15 protein-coding genes are annotated in these 16,978 nt (G+C 72.1%); 10 read left to right on the top strand and 5 right to left on the bottom strand.

Annotation, left to right across the window (positions count from 1 at the left end; all coding sequences use genetic code 11):
* Window positions 1-474 (top strand): biotin/lipoyl-containing protein (locus AB0C66_RS10590; protein ID WP_362435670.1); only part of this gene is annotated, 474 nt, incomplete at its 5' end.
* Between the two features lie 67 nt (window positions 475-541).
* Here AB0C66_RS10590 and AB0C66_RS10595 read toward each other — a convergent pair.
* Window positions 542-1,714 carry an alpha/beta hydrolase-fold protein gene (locus AB0C66_RS10595; protein WP_362435672.1) on the bottom strand — a complete coding sequence of 391 codons (1,173 nt, stop codon included), beginning with the start codon at window positions 1,712-1,714 and terminating at the stop codon, window positions 542-544.
* Between the two features lie 234 nt (window positions 1,715-1,948).
* Between AB0C66_RS10595 and AB0C66_RS10600 the strand changes: the two genes are divergently transcribed.
* Window positions 1,949-2,542, top strand: coding sequence for a helix-turn-helix domain-containing protein (locus tag AB0C66_RS10600; RefSeq protein ID WP_362435674.1), 594 nt, complete (start codon window positions 1,949-1,951; stop codon window positions 2,540-2,542).
* Between the two features lie 3 nt (window positions 2,543-2,545).
* Here the strand turns inward: AB0C66_RS10600 and AB0C66_RS10605 are convergent, their stop codons facing one another.
* Together AB0C66_RS10605 and AB0C66_RS10610 are read right to left on the bottom strand one after the other, a co-directional pair.
* A complete protein-coding gene (locus AB0C66_RS10605; protein ID WP_362435676.1) occupies window positions 2,546-3,523 on the bottom strand; it encodes a DeoR/GlpR family DNA-binding transcription regulator in 978 nt (325 codons plus the stop codon).
* A gap of 100 nt (window positions 3,524-3,623) precedes the next feature.
* On the bottom strand, window positions 3,624-5,072 hold the full coding sequence (locus AB0C66_RS10610) for an NAD(P)H-quinone dehydrogenase (protein ID WP_362435678.1): 1,449 nt from the start codon (window positions 5,070-5,072) through the stop codon (window positions 3,624-3,626).
* A gap of 64 nt (window positions 5,073-5,136) precedes the next feature.
* On the opposite strand from AB0C66_RS10610, the gene AB0C66_RS10615 reads away from it, so the two are divergent.
* The 4 genes from AB0C66_RS10615 (at window position 5,137) to AB0C66_RS10630 (ending at window position 10,860) form a co-directional block, all read left to right on the top strand.
* Complete coding sequence (locus AB0C66_RS10615; RefSeq protein ID WP_254744627.1) at window positions 5,137-5,574, top strand: gamma-glutamylcyclotransferase; 438 nt, start codon at window positions 5,137-5,139, stop codon at window positions 5,572-5,574.
* Window positions 5,575-5,654: 80 nt separating this feature from the next.
* Window positions 5,655-6,476: a purine-nucleoside phosphorylase gene (locus AB0C66_RS10620; RefSeq protein ID WP_362435680.1), complete on the top strand. Its 822-nt coding sequence runs from the start codon at window positions 5,655-5,657 to the stop codon at window positions 6,474-6,476.
* Between the two features lie 863 nt (window positions 6,477-7,339).
* Complete coding sequence (locus AB0C66_RS10625; protein WP_362435682.1) at window positions 7,340-9,022, top strand: phospho-sugar mutase; 1,683 nt, start codon at window positions 7,340-7,342, stop codon at window positions 9,020-9,022.
* 440 nt (window positions 9,023-9,462) lie between these two features.
* On the top strand, window positions 9,463-10,860 hold the full coding sequence (locus AB0C66_RS10630; RefSeq protein ID WP_362435684.1) for a hypothetical protein: 1,398 nt from the start codon (window positions 9,463-9,465) through the stop codon (window positions 10,858-10,860).
* A gap of 124 nt (window positions 10,861-10,984) precedes the next feature.
* Here the strand turns inward: AB0C66_RS10630 and AB0C66_RS10635 are convergent, their stop codons facing one another.
* Window positions 10,985-11,689, bottom strand: a complete 705-nt coding sequence (locus AB0C66_RS10635) for a PH domain-containing protein (protein WP_362435686.1) — start codon at window positions 11,687-11,689, stop codon at window positions 10,985-10,987.
* Between the two features lie 156 nt (window positions 11,690-11,845).
* Between AB0C66_RS10635 and deoC the strand changes: the two genes are divergently transcribed.
* The 4 genes from deoC to AB0C66_RS10655 all read left to right on the top strand — a co-directional run bounded on the left by deoC (window position 11,846) and on the right by AB0C66_RS10655 (window position 15,992).
* Entirely contained in the window at window positions 11,846-12,850 is a 1,005-nt protein-coding gene (deoC, locus tag AB0C66_RS10640) for a deoxyribose-phosphate aldolase (protein WP_362435688.1), read from the top strand.
* Between the two features lie 16 nt (window positions 12,851-12,866).
* On the top strand, window positions 12,867-14,297 hold the full coding sequence (locus AB0C66_RS10645) for an aldehyde dehydrogenase family protein (RefSeq protein ID WP_362436614.1): 1,431 nt from the start codon (window positions 12,867-12,869) through the stop codon (window positions 14,295-14,297).
* A complete protein-coding gene (locus AB0C66_RS10650) occupies window positions 14,290-15,159 on the top strand; it encodes an aldehyde dehydrogenase family protein (protein WP_362435690.1) in 870 nt (289 codons plus the stop codon). The genes AB0C66_RS10645 and AB0C66_RS10650 overlap by 8 nt, the downstream gene beginning before the upstream one ends.
* Window positions 15,160-15,359: 200 nt before the next feature.
* A complete protein-coding gene (locus AB0C66_RS10655) occupies window positions 15,360-15,992 on the top strand; it encodes an ATP-binding protein (protein ID WP_362435692.1) in 633 nt (210 codons plus the stop codon).
* Window positions 15,993-16,198: 206 nt separating this feature from the next.
* On the opposite strand, the gene AB0C66_RS10660 is transcribed toward AB0C66_RS10655, so the two are convergent.
* Window positions 16,199-16,969 (bottom strand): SigE family RNA polymerase sigma factor, encoded by a 771-nt coding sequence (locus AB0C66_RS10660; RefSeq protein WP_362435694.1) that lies wholly within the window; start codon window positions 16,967-16,969, stop codon window positions 16,199-16,201.
* Between the last annotated feature and the right edge of the window lie 9 nt (window positions 16,970-16,978).

Raw genomic sequence — 16,978 nt, forward strand, 5'->3', positions numbered from 1 at the left:
GCCTTCACCAGCGACCCCTTCACCATCCACACCCGCTGGATCGAAACCCAGTTCAACAACACCATCACCCCCTACACCCCCACCGGCACCGACGAAAACGACGACACCACCCCCCGCGAAACCGTCGTCGTCGAGGTGGGCGGCAAGCGGCTGGAGGTGTCGCTGCCCGCGTCCCTGAGCATGGCCTCGGCCCCGGCCGCGGCGGGGGCGAAGAAGCCGAAGCGCAAGGCGTCCAAGAAGGCCGGCTCCGCGGCCTCGGGTGACGCACTGGCCTCCCCGATGCAGGGCACCATCGTCAAGGTGGCCGTCGCCGAGGGCGACACGGTGGCCGAGGGCGACCTCGTCGTCGTCCTCGAGGCCATGAAGATGGAACAGCCCCTCAACGCCCACCGGGCGGGCACCGTCAAGGGCCTGAGCGCCGAGGTCGGCGCCTCCATCACCTCGGGCGCGGTCATCTGCGAGATCAAGGACTGACGCCCCGCGGAACACACTGAGCGCCGCGGACCCGCTGCCCGGGTCCGCGGCGCTCCGCGTTTCGCGGTCAGCGCACCACGTCCTGCGGGAAGGTGAGTTCACCGCTCATCCAGCGCAGCGCGGTGGGCAACTCCCGCCGCCAGGTGCGGAAGTTATGGCTGCCCTTGTCCAGGATGATCGACTCCGCCCGCGTCGGGGTCTTGACCGCCCCCAGGAACTCCCGGGTCTGCCGGTAGTTCGGCTCGCCCTCGCGGCTCGAGGTGACCAGCACCGACACCTGCGGCCGGGGCAGATGCCGCAGCCGCCACAGCAGATCGTGCTCCCGCTCGCGCCGCTCGCCCGCCGCACCGCCCCCGAAGAGATCACCGGTGGTGGGGTCGTTGACCACCCGGTAGTCCGGCGAGAGGGCGGCCGCCGCGGAGTAGACCCGCGGATGGCGCATGGCCAGCTGGAGCGCGCAGGTGCCGCCCGAGGAGTAGCCCAGCACCCCCCAGGCGCTGGGGTCATGGCCGATCCGGTAGTGCCCCCGCAGCGCCTCGGGCAGATCCTTGGCGAAGAAGGTCTCGGCCCTCGGCCCACCGGGCACGTCCACGCACTCGGTGTCGCGCGGCGGGGCGATGGTGGGCCGGACCATCACGATGATCGCGGGCTGCATCGCCCCGGTGCGGATCAGCCCGCCCGCCGTCTGCGGCACCCGCAGATGCTGCGCCAGCAGGAAGGACCCACCGGGATAGCCGCTGATCGTCACCACCACCGGAAAGCGCTGCCGGTCGTAGGCGCGCTGGAAGTACTGCGGCGGCAGATAGACATAGGCCGGGTTGGCCACCTGGCTGCGGCGGCCCAGCAGCCGCACGGACTCGACCTTGCCCACCCGGTCCGGCCGCCCCTCGGGCAGCCCGTGCACCCGGTCGAGCCCCTGCGGCGGTGCGGGCCGCACCAGTCCGCCGGAGAGACCGGCGCCCTGTGCGCCGCCGCCCTCCAGCTCCGAGAGGGCCGCGGGCGCCGTGTCCTCCTCGCCCAGCAGCTCCGACCAGGAGCCGTAGAACTGGAAGTTGGCGTTGACCGCGAGCGCCAGCGCCGCCACGATCGCTCCCTGGGTCACCGCGATCGAGCCGAGTCTGCCCAGCCAGGCCCCTACGCTCCGGCCCGCGAACCGCGGCCACAGCCAGGACGTGAGCACGACGCAGAGCAGGGCGACGGCGATCGTCAGGTACTCGAGCGTTCGACTGGTCAGTTCCATACGTTCTTCCACTCCCGCGCACCGCGACGCACAGTGCCTTTTCCGTGTTTGACGGCCGGTGCGCCGAACGGCGTTGCCCGGTACGGGAGTTGTTTCCGCTCCGTTCTCTGCTGCGCATCCTCCGTTGGCCGCCCGGCCACCGGCCCGACATCCGGACGATGCCGGTCCGCCCGCTCGGCCCGTGGTGGCATGCTTGACCCACGGGCAGCTACGGCCACGGCAGGGAGGACCGCGATGGCGATCGAGACGGCCCCGGCGCAGACGCCACCACGCCCCATGCGCGCCGACGCGCGGCGCAACTACGAGCGGCTGCTCGCCGAGGCCCGTACGGCCTTCACCCAGCACGGCACCGATGCCTCGCTGGAGGACATCGCACGCCGCGCGGGCGTCGGGATCGGCACCCTCTACCGCCACTTCCCCCACCGCACCGCGCTGATGGGAGCGGTCTTCCAGGGCGAGATGTGCGCCCTGCTGGCCCGCTCCCGGCAGCTGGCCGAGGCCCCCAGGCCCTGTCACGCCCTGGTCGACTGGCTGCGGGCGATCATCGACCACGCCAGCACCTACCGCGGACTGGCCCGGGCCCTGATGGCCTGCTCGGCGGACGAGAGCTCGGAGCTGTCCCGCGGCTGCCACCTGCCGCTGCGCGAGGCGGGCAGCGAACTGCTCGCCCGCGCCCAGCGGGCCGGGGCCGTACGGCCCGATGTGGTGATCGCGGATCTGATGCAGCTGACCAACGCGATCGCCCTCGCCGTGGAACAGTCTCCCGACGACCCCGAGCTGGCCGACCGGCTGCTGGCACTCACCTTCACCGGTCTCAAGGCCCGCTGACCCTCAGCGGCGGCGCGGCGCCAGATCCGCCACCCGGCCCTGCTCCGACAGCGGCACCGCGCTGCGCAGCGGGGGGCTGGGCGGATGCGGATGGTTGCGGCGCGGACCGGGCAGCGGCAGCCCGTCCTCACCGGCCCTGGGAGGAGGGCCCAGCCGCCCCGGGCGGCCCGGGCCACCTCCCTCGCCGCCCGCGGCCGCGCCCGGTCCGGCCACGGAGATCTGCACCCCCTGGTCGGCCAGGGCCTGGAGCTCGGTGAGCGCCCGGTCGTCATGGCCGGGCGGCTCATCGGTGACCAGCCGCGTGATCACATCGGTGGGCACGGTCTGGAACATGGTGTCGGTGCCCAGCTTGGTGTGGTCGGCGAGCACCACCACCTCCGCCGCGGCCTGGACCAGCGCCCGGTCCACACTGGCCGAGAGCATATTGGAGGTGGACAGCCCGCGCTCGGCGGTCAGCCCGCTGCCGGAGAGGAAGGCACGCGAGACCCTCAGCCCTTGCAGGGACTGCTCGGCACCGCTGCCGACCAGGGCGTAGTTGGAGCCGCGCAGGGTGCCGCCGGTCATCACGACCTCGACCCGGTTGGCATGCGCCAACGCCTGTGCGACCAGCAGGGAATTGGTGACCACGGTCAGCCCGGGGACCCGCGCGAGCCGGCGGGCCAGCTCCTGCGTGGTCGTCCCGGCGCCGACCACGACGGCCTCGCCCTCGTCGACGAAACCGGCCGCGAGATCGGCGATCGCCGTCTTCTCCGCGGTCGCTAGATGGGATTTCTGCGGGAAGCCGGACTCCCTGGTGAAACCGCCCGGCAGCACCGCACCGCCGTGCCGGCGGTCGAGCAGTCCTTCTGCCTCGAGTGCCCGCACATCACGCCGGACGGTCACTTCGGAGGTCTGGACGACGCGGGCGAGCTCCCGGAGCGACACGGCTCCGTTCGCACGCACCATTTCAAGGATCAATTGGCGACGTTCTGCAGCGAACACGAAACTGACAGTAACGCCAACGACCGTCTGTTTTCAGCAGCTTGCACCAATTAGCAGAAGTTGTTCATCTGCTCGGCCAAGAGCTGCTATAAGGAGCCGACTACGCCTCGCCCTGCGCCTTGCGGGTGTGCAACTGCCGTGCCACCTCGGCGATCGAGCCCGACAGCGACGGGTAGACGGTGAACGCCTTGGCGATCTGCTCGACCGTCAGATTGTTGTCCACCGCCAGCGAGATCGGGTGGATCAGCTCGCTCGCCCGCGGCGAGACCACCACCCCGCCGACCACGATGCCGGTGCCCGGACGGCAGAAGATCTTCACGAAGCCGTCCCGGATGCCCTGCATCTTCGCCCGCGGGTTCCGCAGCAGCGGCAGCTTCACCACCCGGGCGTCGATCTTCCCGCCGTCCACATCCGCCTGGGAGTAGCCGACCGTGGCGATCTCGGGGTCGGTGAAGACATTGGCCGAGACCGTCTTCAGGTTCAGCGGGGTGACCGCGTCCCCGAGGAAGTGGTACATCGCGATCCGGCCCTGCATGGCCGCCACCGACGCCAGCGCGAACACCCCGGTGCAGTCACCGGCCGCGTAGACGCCCGGAGCGCTGGTCCGCGACACCTTGTCGGTCTTGATGTGGCCGGACTCCCGGAGCCGGACCCCGGCCTCCTCGAGACCCATGTCCGCCGTGTTCGGAATGGATCCCACCGCCATCAGACAGTGGGATCCGGTGATGACCCGCCCGTCCGCGAGCGTGACCTCCACCCGGTCCCCCACACGCTTCACCGCCGCCGCCCGCGAGCGGGACATCACATTCATCCCCCGGCGGCGGAAGACGTCCTCCAGCACCGCGGCCGCGTCCGGGTCCTCACCCGGCAGCACCCGGTCCCGGCTGGAGACCAGCGTGACCTTCGAGCCCAGCGCCTGGTACGCCCCGGCGAACTCGGCACCCGTGACACCGGAGCCGACCACGATCAGCTCCTCCGGGAGCTCGTCCAGGTCGTACACCTGCGTCCAGTTCAGGATCCGCTCACCGTCCGGCTGCGCGTCCGGGATCTCCCGCGGATGGGCACCGGTCGAGATCAGCACCGCGTCCGCGACCAGCGTCTCCTCGGACCCGTCCGCGGCGCGCACCACCACCCGGCGCGATCCGTCCGGCGCCTGCGACGGCTCCAGCCGCCCGCGCCCGCGCATCACCCGCCCGCCGGCGCGCGTCACCGACGCGGTGATGTCGTGCGACTGCGCCAGCGCGAGCCGCTTCACCCGGCGGTTGACCTTGCCCAGGTCCACACCGACCACCCGGGCCGCCTGCTCCAGCGGTGGGGTGTCATCGGCCACGATGATCCCCAACTCCTCGTACGAAGAGTCGAACGTGGTCATCACCTCCGCGGTGGCGATGAGCGTCTTCGACGGTACGCAGTCGGTGAGCACCGACGCCCCGCCCAGGCCGTCGCAGTCGACGACCGTCACCTCCGCGCCGAGCTGCGCGGCGACCAGCGCCGCCTCATAGCCGCCGGGTCCGCCACCGATGATCACGATCCGAGTCACATGCCCCATTGTCCCGCACCCGCTCGCCCGGCCGCCCAGGGGGTAGTCCACCCCTCTCCCGTACCCTCGGACCATGTCGCTCTACGCCGCGTACGCCGGCAACCTCGACGCGCGGCTGATGTCCCGCCGCGCACCGCACTCGCCGCTGCGCGGCACCGGCTGGATCACCGGCTGGCGCCTCACCTTCGGGGGCGAGCAGATGGGCTGGGAGGGCGCTCTCGCGACCATCGTGGAGGCCCCGCGGTCCCAGGTCTTCGTCGCCCTCTACGACATCGCCCCCATGGACGAGGACTCCATGGACCGCTGGGAGGGCGTGGGGCTCGACATCTACCGCCGGATGCGGATGCGCGTCCACACCCTGGACGGCGAGGAGCCCGTCTGGCTCTACGTCCTCAACGGCTACGAGGGCGGCCTCCCCTCGGCCCGCTACCTCGGCGAGATCGCCGACGCCGCCGAATCCGCCGGAGCGCCCCACGACTACGTCATGGAGCTGCGCAAGCGCCCCTGCTAGCACCGCCCGCGAATCACAATCCGAACACCGCGGCCGATTACGTCTACGCGCGTAGGCAGTAAGCGGCTACTCTCGACCGCGTGAACGCATCAGTTACTTGGGACAGCCAGGGCGACCCCCACGCCGCCGCCGACGCCGCCGCCGCGCGCCTGCGCGAGCTGACCGGCGCGGAGACCCATGACGTCGCCCTGGTCCTGGGCTCCGGCTGGGTCCCCGCCACCGACGCGCTCGGAACGCCGGAGCGCGAGTTCCCCGTCACCGAGCTGCCCGCCTTTCCGCCGCCCGCCGTCGAGGGCCACGCGGGCACGATCCGCTCTTACAAGATCGACAACAAGCGGGTTCTGGTCTTCCTCGGCCGTACGCACTTCTACGAGGGCCGCGGTGTCGCCGCCGTCGCGCACGGCGTCCGCACCGCCGTCGCCGCCGGCTGCAAGACCATCGTCCTCACCAACGGCTGCGGCGGCCTCCGCGAGGGCATGCGCCCCGGTCAGCCGGTACTGATCAGCGACCACATCAACCTCACCGCCACCTCCCCGATCGTCGGCGCCAACTTCGTCGACCTCACGGACCTCTACTCCCCCCGGCTGCGCGCCCTGTGCCAGCAGATCGACTCCACCCTCGAAGAGGGCGTCTACGCGCAGTTCCCCGGCCCGCACTACGAGACCCCGGCCGAGATCCGCATGGCCCGCACCATCGGGGCGGACCTCGTCGGCATGTCCACCACCCTCGAGGCGATCGCCGCCCGCGAGGCGGGCGCGGAGGTCCTGGGCATCTCCCTGGTCACCAACCTCGCCGCGGGCATGACGGGCGAACCCCTCAACCACGAGGAGGTCCTCCAGGCGGGCCGCGACTCGGCCGCCCGCATGGGCAGCCTCCTGGCCCAGGTCCTCAACCGCCTGTGACCTCGCCGGTCGGGCAACCGGACAACCCACCCCAGCCGGGCCGCCACCCCGCGGGGCCCGCCCCCACGGCCCGCCGAGGGATGCCACCCGGCCGCGCCACGGCACCGCCCGGGGGCACGCCCGGCCCGGTGCCCGACCACGCGGCCCGCTGGCCGCACCGGGCCAACGCTTGGGACGCCCCAGGCAAGCCAACCCGGGGCAAAGGCCCGACCGTGCAGGACGGCACCGCGGCCGTCCGGCCACACCGGGCCGCCGCCAACGGACGGCATCCGGCCACACCGGGTCGCGTCCCGGCAGTTGGCAACGCCTGGGGCGCCTCCAGGGCACACCCGTCCGGCGCCCAGCCGGGCAGCACGGCACCGCGCTCAGTCCGGCCACATCGGACCACGTCCCGCGCGGACGGCAACGCCTGGGCGCACCCGGCTGGCCAACCCCGTGGTGCGCCCGGTCCGGTGCCCGACTGCGCAGCATGGCACCGCGGCCATCCGGCCACACCCGGATCGCGCCCGGGGGCAACACCTGGGAACCCCAGGCAGACCAACCCCCGGGGCACGGGCGCCGACGGGTCGTACGCCACCGGCGGCCCGGTCAGCCTCGGTCACCGGGTGACGCGGACGGACAGGGGCCACCGGCGGGGGGCCGCCGACGAGACGGGAGGGGACGGGGTCGCAGGGGCGGGGTCCTGGACGCTGTCGTGTATTTGTGGCGCCAATCTCCGGCCCACCCCACTTCTCCGGCTGCCGGCGCCTAAATAAACGGTCCAGGACCCCGCCCCGGAGGCCCCGGACCCGCACCCGCACCCGCACCCGCACCCCAAGCGCACCCACCACAACCCGCACCCACCCACCCACCCAGGAGACCTCATGGAGCCCGACCTCCTCACCCAGGCCCGCACCTGGCTCGCCGAGGACCCCGACCCCGACACCCGGGCCGAGCTCAGCGAACTCCTCCGCACCGACGCGGTCGACGAGATCGCCGACCGCTTCTCCGGCACCCTCCAGTTCGGCACGGCCGGTCTCCGCGGGGAACTCGGCGCGGGCCCCATGCGGATGAACCGCGCCGTCGTCATCCGCGCCGCCGCGGGCCTCGCGGCGTACCTCACCGCCCAGAAGACGGCCGGCGGCCACCACGCCGCCCCCCTCGTCGTCATCGGGTACGACGCCCGCTACAAGAGCGCCGACTTCGCCCGCGACACCGCCGCCGTCATGACCGGCGCCGGTTTCCGCGCCGCCCTGCTCCCGCGTCCCCTCCCCACCCCCGTCCTGGCCTTCGCCATCCGCCACCTCGGCGCCGTCGCGGGCATCGAGGTCACCGCGAGCCACAACCCGCCGCGCGACAACGGCTACAAGGTCTACCTCGGCGACGGCTCCCAGATCGTGCCGCCCGCCGACGCCGAGATCGCCGCCGAGATCGCCGCGATCGGCAGCCTCGACGACGTCCCCCGCCCGGACAGCGGCTGGGAGACGCTGGGCGACGACGTCCTGGACGCGTACCTCACCCGCACCGACGCCGTTCTCACCCCCGGCTCACCCCGCACCGCCCGCGTCGTCTACACCCCGATGCACGGCGTCGGCCGCGACACCCTCACCGCCGCGTTCGCCCGCGCGGGCTTCCCGGCCCCGGCCGTGGTCGCCGCACAGGCCGACCCCGATCCGGCGTTCCCGACCGTCGCGTTCCCGAACCCGGAGGAGCCGGGTGCGATGGACCTGGCGTTCGCCACCGCCCGCGAACGCCTCGCCGCAGGCGACTCCCTCGACATCGTCATCGCCAACGACCCGGACGCCGACCGCTGCGCGGTGGCCGTACCGACCGCCGCGGGCGACTGGCGGATGCTGCGCGGCGACGAGGTCGGCGCGCTGCTCGCCGCGCACCTGGTGCGGAAGGGCGCCCACGGCACCCTCGCGACGACGATCGTCTCGTCCTCCCTCCTCTCCCGGATCGCGGCCGCCGCGGACCTGCCGTACACCGAGACGCTGACCGGCTTCAAGTGGCTCGCCCGCGTGGACGGGCTGCGTTACGCCTTCGAGGAGGCGCTCGGCTACTGCGTGGACCCGGACGGCGTGCGCGACAAGGACGGCATCACGGCCGCGCTGCTGATCGCCGAGCTGACGTCGGAGCTGAAGGAGCAGGGCCGCACCCTCTCCGACCTCCTGGACGAGATCGCGCTCGCACACGGTCTGCACGCGACCGATCAGCTGTCGGTGCGCGTGGAGGACCTTTCCCTGATCGCCACGGCGATGAAGCGGCTGCGCGACCAGCCGCCGACCGAACTGGCGGGTCTGGCCGTGACCACGACGGACGACCTGTCCCAGGGCACGGAGACGCTGCCGCCGACGGACGGTCTGCGCTACTACCTGGCCGGTAGCGGAACCGTCCGCTCGGCCCGGGTGATCGTCCGCCCGAGCGGCACCGAGCCGAAGCTGAAGTGCTACCTGGAGGTGGTCGTGGCGGTCCCCGGGGCGGACGCGCCGGCCACGGCCCGTACGACGGCGGAGACGACGCTGGCGTCGCTCAAGACGGACCTCGCGGCGGCGGCAGGCATCTGAACGGGGCACATCTCACGCACATTCAGCGACGGGCCCGGGGCACCTCCCGAAGGGGGCGCCCCGGGCCCGTCGTCGTCCCCCGCCCCCGCCACCCCCACCGCCCCCACGACCACCACACGCCCGGAAAGGACGGCTCATCCGATTAATGGCGCATTCGGGTGAACGTGTTTCACCTCTCTGGACGACGGCGTCGGGTAAGGCGTTACTGGGGTCGTAACCCGTTGGGCCGCCCATCCTCTTCGGGGCACACCGATCGACGCCTGAAGCCTTGTTCGGTGTGGCGACGCGCGGCCCCGGAGCGTCAGCACTCCCTTGCCCGGACCACGCCTCCACTGGCATGCGCGTGGTCGGCGGCACCGCGCTCGCCGGTGCAGGGACTCCGCCCCGGCAGCGCGGCCGGGCCACGGGGCGGCCTCCCACCACCCTGAAGGAGCACAGCCATGTCCATGAACAAGACCCCTATGCCCCGGCTGACGCGGTCCCTGGCCGTCGCCGCGGCGATGGCGGCGGCCGTGATCGCCGTTCCCGCCGCCACACCGGCCTACGCGGCCTCGGTCCCGTGCAACGACGCCCAGCTCGTCTCCGCCGTCGCCGCCGTCGCCAACACCGGCGGCACGCTCAGTCTGGCCCCCAACTGCACCTACACCCTCACCACGGCCCAGACCGACCAGGACGGCCTCGCTCCGATCACCGGCGCGGTCACCATCCAGGGCAACGGCGCCACGATCACCCGCAGTTCAGCCGACCCCTTCCGTATCTTCGACGTCAACGGCGGCAGCCTGACCCTCAGCAACCTCACCGTCGACAACGGCTCGGTCACCGGCGCTTCCGAGTTCGGCGGCGGGATCCTGGTGCGGAACAGCGGAACGCTCAGAGGCAGCTCGGTGACCCTCTCCGACAACTCCGCCGAGCGCAACGGCGGAGGGATGACAGCCTTCCAGAACAGCACCGTCGTCCTCTCCAACTCCCTCGTGACCGGCAACCAAGCCCTCTTCGGCGGCGGAGTGAACTCCCTCAGCGGCAGTCTGACGATGACGGGCACCACCGTGCGCGACAACACCGCCGGTTTCGAGGGCGGCGGCCTCGAGGTCGACGGAACGGCGACCTTCACCGGCGTCTCCATCACCGGCAACACCGTCACCGGTGCGGAAGGCGGGGGAGGTATGTACATCGGCGGCGGAACCCTGACGCTACAGAGCAGCACCGTCAGCGACAACGAGTCCACCAGTGCTTCGGGACTGGGCGGTGGCATCGAACTCGACACCGGCACTCTCATCTCCAGGAGCTCCCGGATCACGGACAACACCAGCGCGGGCCCCGGCGGCGGGGTGGCCGGCGACGACGCCGGCGACCAGGCGACCTTCAGCTCCACCGTGATCAGCGGCAACAGCGCCGATAGCGGCGGCGGCGTGTACAACGAAACGGGCACCATGTCCCTGACCAGCGGCGCGGTCACCGGCAACACGGCCGTCGACGCGGGCGCCGGTCTCTTCAACACCGGCCAACTCACCCTCACCCGGGTCTCCGTGGGCCAGAACATCCTGACCGGCGCCGGGGCGACCGGGGCCGCCGTCTACAACACCGGCACACTGGGCATCACCGGAGCCTCGATCCTCACCAACCGCGCCACCGGCGCCGGTTCCGTAACGGGCGGCCTCTACAACGACGGCGGCACCGTCACGCTCTCCGGCAGCAGCATCTCCGGCAACTCGTCCCTTGCCGCACCCGGTGGCGTCTACACCACCGTCCCCTTCAGCGCCGTCGGATCCGCCATCGTCGGCAACACCCCCACCAACTGCGCCGGTCACGCCCCCGTCCCCACCGGCTGCGTCAACTGACAGCGCGCCCCGAGCGGTGGGCCTGCCCGGGAGCCCAGGACGGATCCCGGGCGGGCCCCACTCGCCGAACCAGCCGCCGCCCCACCAGCCGCTCAGACGCTCAGACGCTCAGACGCTCAGACGCTCAGACGCTGACCAGCATGATCACCAGCAGCACGGCGCCCGCCACCGCCGGGGCGATGACCTCGACCGCCCAGCGGACCTCGGGAGCGCCCTGCGCACCGTCCCGTGCCGCGTTCAGCTCGGCCATCTCGCGCAGGTCGCCGATCGCCACGTCGGAGGGCGCGCGGCGGTCCTCGCCGGTGTCGACGGCGACGTGGGCGGAGGTACGGCTGAAGGGGTCCTCGGCGGCGGACCGGGTCTGCCGCCGCGCGGCCCGCTTGCGCTGGCGCAGCGAGACGGGGATCGCCCACAGCTGGTACTTGGCCCCGGCGGCCAGCACCTCGCTGGTGTAGCCCGCGCGCAGCCCGTCGACCGAGGCCCACGGCAGCGTGATGGTGCGGAAGGGGTTGCGGACCAACAGCCGGTCCGCGCCCGCGTACACCGCGGGGCGGACGGTGAAGGCGATGACGACCGGCACCGCGAACAGCAGCCCGGCGAGCGCCAGCCACGGGGTGCGCCCCTCCCCCCGGATCATCGCGTCGATGCCGAGCCAGGCGCCGACGGCGAGCAGCAGCACCCCACCCGCGATACCGGCCGGGGACCGGTAGACGCGGTCGGCGAAGGTGCTCTCCTGGCCGTCGTCAGCGGAGTGCGAGGCTGAGTCGGGACCCGGGTCAGAGGCTGAGTCTGGACCTGAGTCGGGGGCGGAATCATCCGGGCTCGTCATGGGGCCGATTCTGCACCACACCCGAATACACCCGAACCCCGGAGCCAAAGCCACCCCCGGCCGGGCCGGGCGGGAAGGCCGGGTCCCGCGGGCCGAAGAACCCTCCACCCCGGGGGTGACATCTGCTACGCGCGTAGATATGCTCCCCTGGTGACCATGCCCAGCACAGTTCCCGCATACGGCAAAGAGGCCGCGGAGCGACTCGCGTCCATGGCGGACGTGACCGCCTCGGACGCCGCGCTGCGCCGCTTCCTGCACGGCCTGCCGGGCGTCGACGCGGTCGGCCTCCAGGCGCGCGCCGCGACCCTCGGCACCCGCTCGATCAAGACCACGGCGAAGGCGTACGCCATCGACCTGGCGATCTCGATGATCGATCTGACGACCCTGGAGGGCGCGGACACCCCGGGCAAGGTCCGGGCGCTGTGCGCGAAGGGGGCCAGCCCCGACCCCACGGACCGTACGGTCCCGAAGGTCGCGGCGATCTGCGTCTACGGCGACATGGTGGCGACCGCCAAGGAGGCGCTGGCCTCCGCGGGCGGGAGCGATATCCACGTCGCCGCCGTCGCCACCGCCTTCCCCTCCGGCCGCGCCGCGATGCCGGTGAAGCTGGCCGACACCCGGGACGCGGTGGCCGCCGGGGCGGACGAGATCGACATGGTGATCGACCGCGGCGCCTTCCTGTCCGGCCGCTACCTGTCCGTCTTCGAGGAGATCAAGCAGGTGAAGGAGGCGTGCGTCCGCCCGGACGGCGGCGCCGCCCACCTCAAGGTCATCTTCGAGACCGGTGAGCTCCAGACCTACGACAACGTCCGCCGGGCGTCCTGGCTGGCGATGCTGGCCGGGGCCGACTTCATCAAGACGTCCACCGGCAAGGTGGCGGTGAACGCGACTCCGCCGGTGACCCTCCTCATGCTGGAGGCGGTGCGCGACTTCCGTGCCACGACCGGCGTCCAGGTCGGGGTCAAGCCCGCGGGCGGCATCCGCACCTCCAAGGACGCGATCAAGTACCTGGTGATGGTCAACGAGACGCTGGGCGACGAGTGGCTCTCGGCCGACTGGTTCCGCTTCGGCGCCTCCAGCCTGCTCAACGATCTGCTGATGCAGCGCCAGAAGCTCCGCACCGGCCACTACTCCGGTCCCGACTACGTGACGGTGGACTGAGAAACCCATGGCACCTATGACCTTCGATTACGCACCGGCGCCCGAGTCCCGCGCCGTCGTCGACATCGCCCCGTCCTACGGGCTGTTCATCAACGGTGAGTTCACCGAGGCCGCCGACGGCAAGGTCTTCAAGACCATCTCGCCCTCCTCCGAGGAGGTGCTCTCCGAGGTCGCCCAGGCCACCGCCGAGGATGTCGACCGAGCCGTCAAGGCCGCCCGCAAGGCGTTCCAGAGCTGGTCCGCCCTGCCGGGCTCGGAGCGGGCCAAGTATCTGTTCCGGATCGCCCGGATCGTCCAGGAGCGCTCGCGCGAACTGGCCGTCCTGGAGTCGCTGGACAACGGCAAGCCGATCCGCGAGTCCCGGGACGCCGATCTCCCGCTCGTCGCGGCGCACTTCTTCTACTACGCGGGCTGGGCCGACAAGCTGGCCCACGCCGGTCACGGCCCCGACCCCCGGCCGCTGGGCGTGGCCGGTCAGGTCATCCCGTGGAACTTCCCGCTGCTGATGCTGGCGTGGAAGATCGCCCCGGCTCTCGCCGCGGGCAACACGGTGGTGCTCAAGCCCGCCGAGACCACCCCGCTGTCCGCGCTGTTCTTCGCGGACATCTGCCGTCAGGCCGGGCTGCCCAAGGGCGTGGTCAACATCATCACCGGCGACGGAAGCGCCGGCGCCGAACTGGTCGGCCACCCGGGAATCGACAAGGTGGCCTTCACCGGCTCCACCGAGGTCGGCAAGGCCATCGCCCGCACCGTCGCCGGTACGCCGAAGAAGGTCACCCTCGAACTGGGCGGCAAGGCGGCCAACATCGTCTTCGACGACGCGCCGATCGACCAGGCGGTCGAGGGCATCGTCAACGGGATCTTCTTCAACCAGGGCCATGTCTGCTGCGCGGGCTCCCGGCTGCTGGTCCAGGAGTCGGTCCAGGACGAGCTGCTGGACGCCCTGAAGCGCCGCATGGGGACGCTGCGCGTGGGCGATCCGCTGGACAAGAACACCGACGTCGGCGCGATCAACTCGGCCGAGCAGCTGGCCCGTATCCGTACCCTCGCCGAGGCGGGCGAGGCCGAGGGCGCCGAGCGCTGGGCCCCGGCCTGCGAACTGCCCAGCTCCGGCTTCTGGTTCGCGCCCACGCTGTTCACCGGCGTGACCCAGGCGCACCGGATCGCCCGCGAGGAGGTCTTCGGCCCGGTGCTGTCCGTGCTGACCTTCCGCACCCCCGAAGAGGCCGTCGCCAAGGCCAACAACACCCCCTACGGCCTCTCCGCCGGGATCTGGACGGAGAAGGGTTCGCGGATCCTGTGGATGGCGAACAAGCTCCGGGCCGGGGTGGTGTGGTCCAACACGTTCAACAAGTTCGACCCCACCTCGCCGTTCGGCGGCTACAAGGAGTCGGGCTACGGCCGCGAGGGCGGCCGCCACGGCCTGGAGGCGTACCTCGATGTCTGATCGCGATGAGCGACTGTCCGTGCTCAAGACCTACAAGCTGTTCGTCGGGGGCACGTTCCCCCGGTCCGAGAGCGGGCGGGTGTACGAGGTGACCGACGCAAAGGACCGCTGGCTGGCCAACGCCCCGCAGGCGTCCCGCAAGGACGCCCGGGACGCCGTCGTCGCCGCCCGCAAGGCGTTCGGCGGCTGGTCGGGGGCGACGGCCTACAACCGCGGCCAGATCCTCTACCGCGTCGCCGAGATGCTGGAGGGCCGCCGCGACCAGTTCGTCCGTGAGGTGGCCGACGCCGAGGGGCTGTCCAAGTCCAAGGCGGGCGCCCAGGTGGACGCCGCGGTGGACCGCTGGGTCTGGTACGCGGGCTGGTCCGACAAGGTCGCCCAGATCGCCGGGTCCGCCAACCCGGTCGCGGGGCCGTTCTTCAACGTCTCCAGTCCCGAACCCACCGGTGTCGTCGCGGTCCTGGCCCCGCAGGACTCGTCCTTCCTGGGCCTGGTCTCGGTCATCGCGCCCGCGATCGTCACCGGCAACACGGCCGTGGTCGTCACCAGCGAGGACCATCCGCTGCCCGCCCTCTCCCTGGGCGAGGTGCTCGCCACCTCCGATCTGCCGGGCGGTGTGGTCAATGTGCTCTCGGGCCGGACCGCGGAGATCGCGGCCCCGCTCGCCGCGCACCAGGACGTGAACGCGATCGACCTCACCGGTGCGGGCCCCGAGCTCGCCACCGAGCTCGAGACCGCCGCCGCGGAGAATCTGAAGCGGGTCGTCCGTCCACAGGCTGTGGACTGGTCCGCCGACCCCGGCACCGGCCGGATGCTCTCGTTCCTGGAGACCAAGACGGTCTGGCACCCGATGGGCGTCTGACCCGTCCCGGCCCTCCCTGGGTCCGGCCCTCCCTGAGTCCCGGCCCTCCCGGATCGGTCACCGCGGCACCACACCGACCACCGGCCCCCGCCCCCTTCCGTCCGAGGTGGCGGGGGCCGGTGCACCTCACATCGGCCCCGCCGCATTTGTCCGGACCCGGGAGGTCACAGCGGCGGCGCCATACGCCACACTGGTCTTCCGTGACCTTCCATCCCTCTCCCGCCCGCGTCGTCCTGCTGACCGGTCCCTCCGGCTCCGGAAAGTCGTCGCTCGCGGCCCGCACCGGGCTGCCCGTGCTGAACCTCGACGACTTCTACAAGGAGGGCGACGACCCGACCCTCCCCAAGCTGGCGGAGGACGGAAGCACCGACTGGGACTCGCCGTTGTCATGGGACGCGGACGCGGCGGTGGCCGCCGTCGAGGAGCTGTGCCGTACGTCGCGGACGACCGTGCCGGTGTACGACATCGCCGCCAGCGCCCGGGTGGGCGAGGAGCCGGTGGACATCGGGCGGACACCGCTGTTCGTGGCCGAGGGGATCTTCGCCGCGGACATCATCGACCGGTGCCGGGCGTCGGGGCTGCTGGCGGACGCGATCTGTCTGCGGGGCCGTCCCTCGACCACCTTCCGGCGGCGGCTGCTGCGCGATCTGCGGGAGGGCCGTAAGTCGGCGGCGTATCTGCTGCGGAGGGGCTGGCGGCTGATGCGGTCGGAGCGCGGCATCGTGGAGCGGCAGACGGCGCTGGGCGCGTACGCCTGCGGCCGGGACGCGGCCCTGGGCCGGATAGCGACGGCGGCCGCGGCGGGCCGACGCCCCGCGGGCGTGAGCACCTGAGCCAGGGCCCGCGCGCGCACATGCGAGCGGGACCGGATGGACCCCCCGGCCCTCCGGTCCCGCACTGTGTTTCCCCCGATTCCCCCGTATCCCCCGTTGCATCCCGCGGATCCCCCGATCCCCGGGTTTCCCCCGTTCCCCCCGATTCCCCCCGATCCCCCGTACTTTCCCCCGTGTTTCCCCCCGCCTTCGCTCTCCCGCCGCCGTCAGGCGACCAGTTCGCCGAAGGACTCCTCTTCGTCCCGGCCGAAGCTGAGGGCCTCGTCCTCGCGCAGCCGCCGCAGTGAGCGCCAGATGCTGCTCTTGACCGTTCCGACACTTATGTTGAGTATGTCCGCGATCTCCGGGTCCGTACGGCCCTCGTAGTACCGCAGTACGAGCATCGTGCGCTGGAGCTCGGGGAGCCGGGCCAGGGCCTGCCACAGCACGGCGCGCAGCTCAGTGCCGCGCATCGCGTCGTGGTCGCCCGCCGTCTCCGGCAGCTCCTCGGTCGGATACTCGTTGAGCTTGCGCCGGCGCCAGGCGCTGATGTGCAGATTGGTCATGGTCCGCCGCAGATAGCCGCCGACCGCCGCCTTGTCGCTGATCCGGTCCCAGGCCCGGTAGGTCGAGAACAGCGCGCTCTGGAGCAGGTCCTCGGCCTCGTACCGGTCACCGGTCAGGTGGTAGGCGGTGGCGTACAGGGAGGCGCGGCGCTCCTGGACGTAGGCGGTGAACTCCGCCTCCGACGCGGTGCGCCGCTCCCCCGCTGCCTCCCTGTACGAGCCGCCCCCGTTTCCCCCGTGCCCCCCGAGGCCGCCGGCGCCCCCCTCGGCCTCCGTGTGCGCGTCAATGGCCACCATGTAAGGAGGCCGCTGACGCCCGGCGCCGCGAGCGCACCCCCGCCCGCTCACGGCACCGGACTTCTCGTGGCTCCGGCCGGTGTCGTGAAGGCGCGTGCGAACTGCGCTGGTGTTGGTGAAGTGCAGTGTGTTCATCTCGCGCCC

It is taken from the genome of Streptomyces sp. NPDC048636 (assembly GCF_040650655.1).
GTDB lineage: Bacteria > Actinomycetota > Actinomycetes > Streptomycetales > Streptomycetaceae > Streptomyces.

Bases quoted from the DNA above. Each gene is read 5' to 3' on its own strand.
- AB0C66_RS10660 (WP_362435694.1), bottom strand. From the start codon at position 16,969: ATGAACACACTGCACTTCACCAACACCAGCGCAGTTCGCACGCGCCTT.
- AB0C66_RS10600 (WP_362435674.1), top strand. From the start codon at position 1,949: ATGGCGATCGAGACGGCCCCGGCGCAGACGCCACCACGCCCCATGCGC.
- AB0C66_RS10645 (WP_362436614.1), top strand. From the start codon at position 12,867: ATGACCTTCGATTACGCACCGGCGCCCGAGTCCCGCGCCGTCGTCGAC.
- AB0C66_RS10635 (WP_362435686.1), bottom strand. From the start codon at position 11,689: ATGACGAGCCCGGATGATTCCGCCCCCGACTCAGGTCCAGACTCAGCC.
- AB0C66_RS10650 (WP_362435690.1), top strand. From the start codon at position 14,290: ATGTCTGATCGCGATGAGCGACTGTCCGTGCTCAAGACCTACAAGCTG.
- AB0C66_RS10610 (WP_362435678.1), bottom strand. From the start codon at position 5,072: ATGGGGCATGTGACTCGGATCGTGATCATCGGTGGCGGACCCGGCGGC.
- AB0C66_RS10625 (WP_362435682.1), top strand. From the start codon at position 7,340: ATGGAGCCCGACCTCCTCACCCAGGCCCGCACCTGGCTCGCCGAGGAC.
- deoC (WP_362435688.1), top strand. From the start codon at position 11,846: ATGCCCAGCACAGTTCCCGCATACGGCAAAGAGGCCGCGGAGCGACTC.
- AB0C66_RS10630 (WP_362435684.1), top strand. From the start codon at position 9,463: ATGTCCATGAACAAGACCCCTATGCCCCGGCTGACGCGGTCCCTGGCC.
- AB0C66_RS10615 (WP_254744627.1), top strand. From the start codon at position 5,137: ATGTCGCTCTACGCCGCGTACGCCGGCAACCTCGACGCGCGGCTGATG.
- AB0C66_RS10595 (WP_362435672.1), bottom strand. From the start codon at position 1,714: ATGGAACTGACCAGTCGAACGCTCGAGTACCTGACGATCGCCGTCGCC.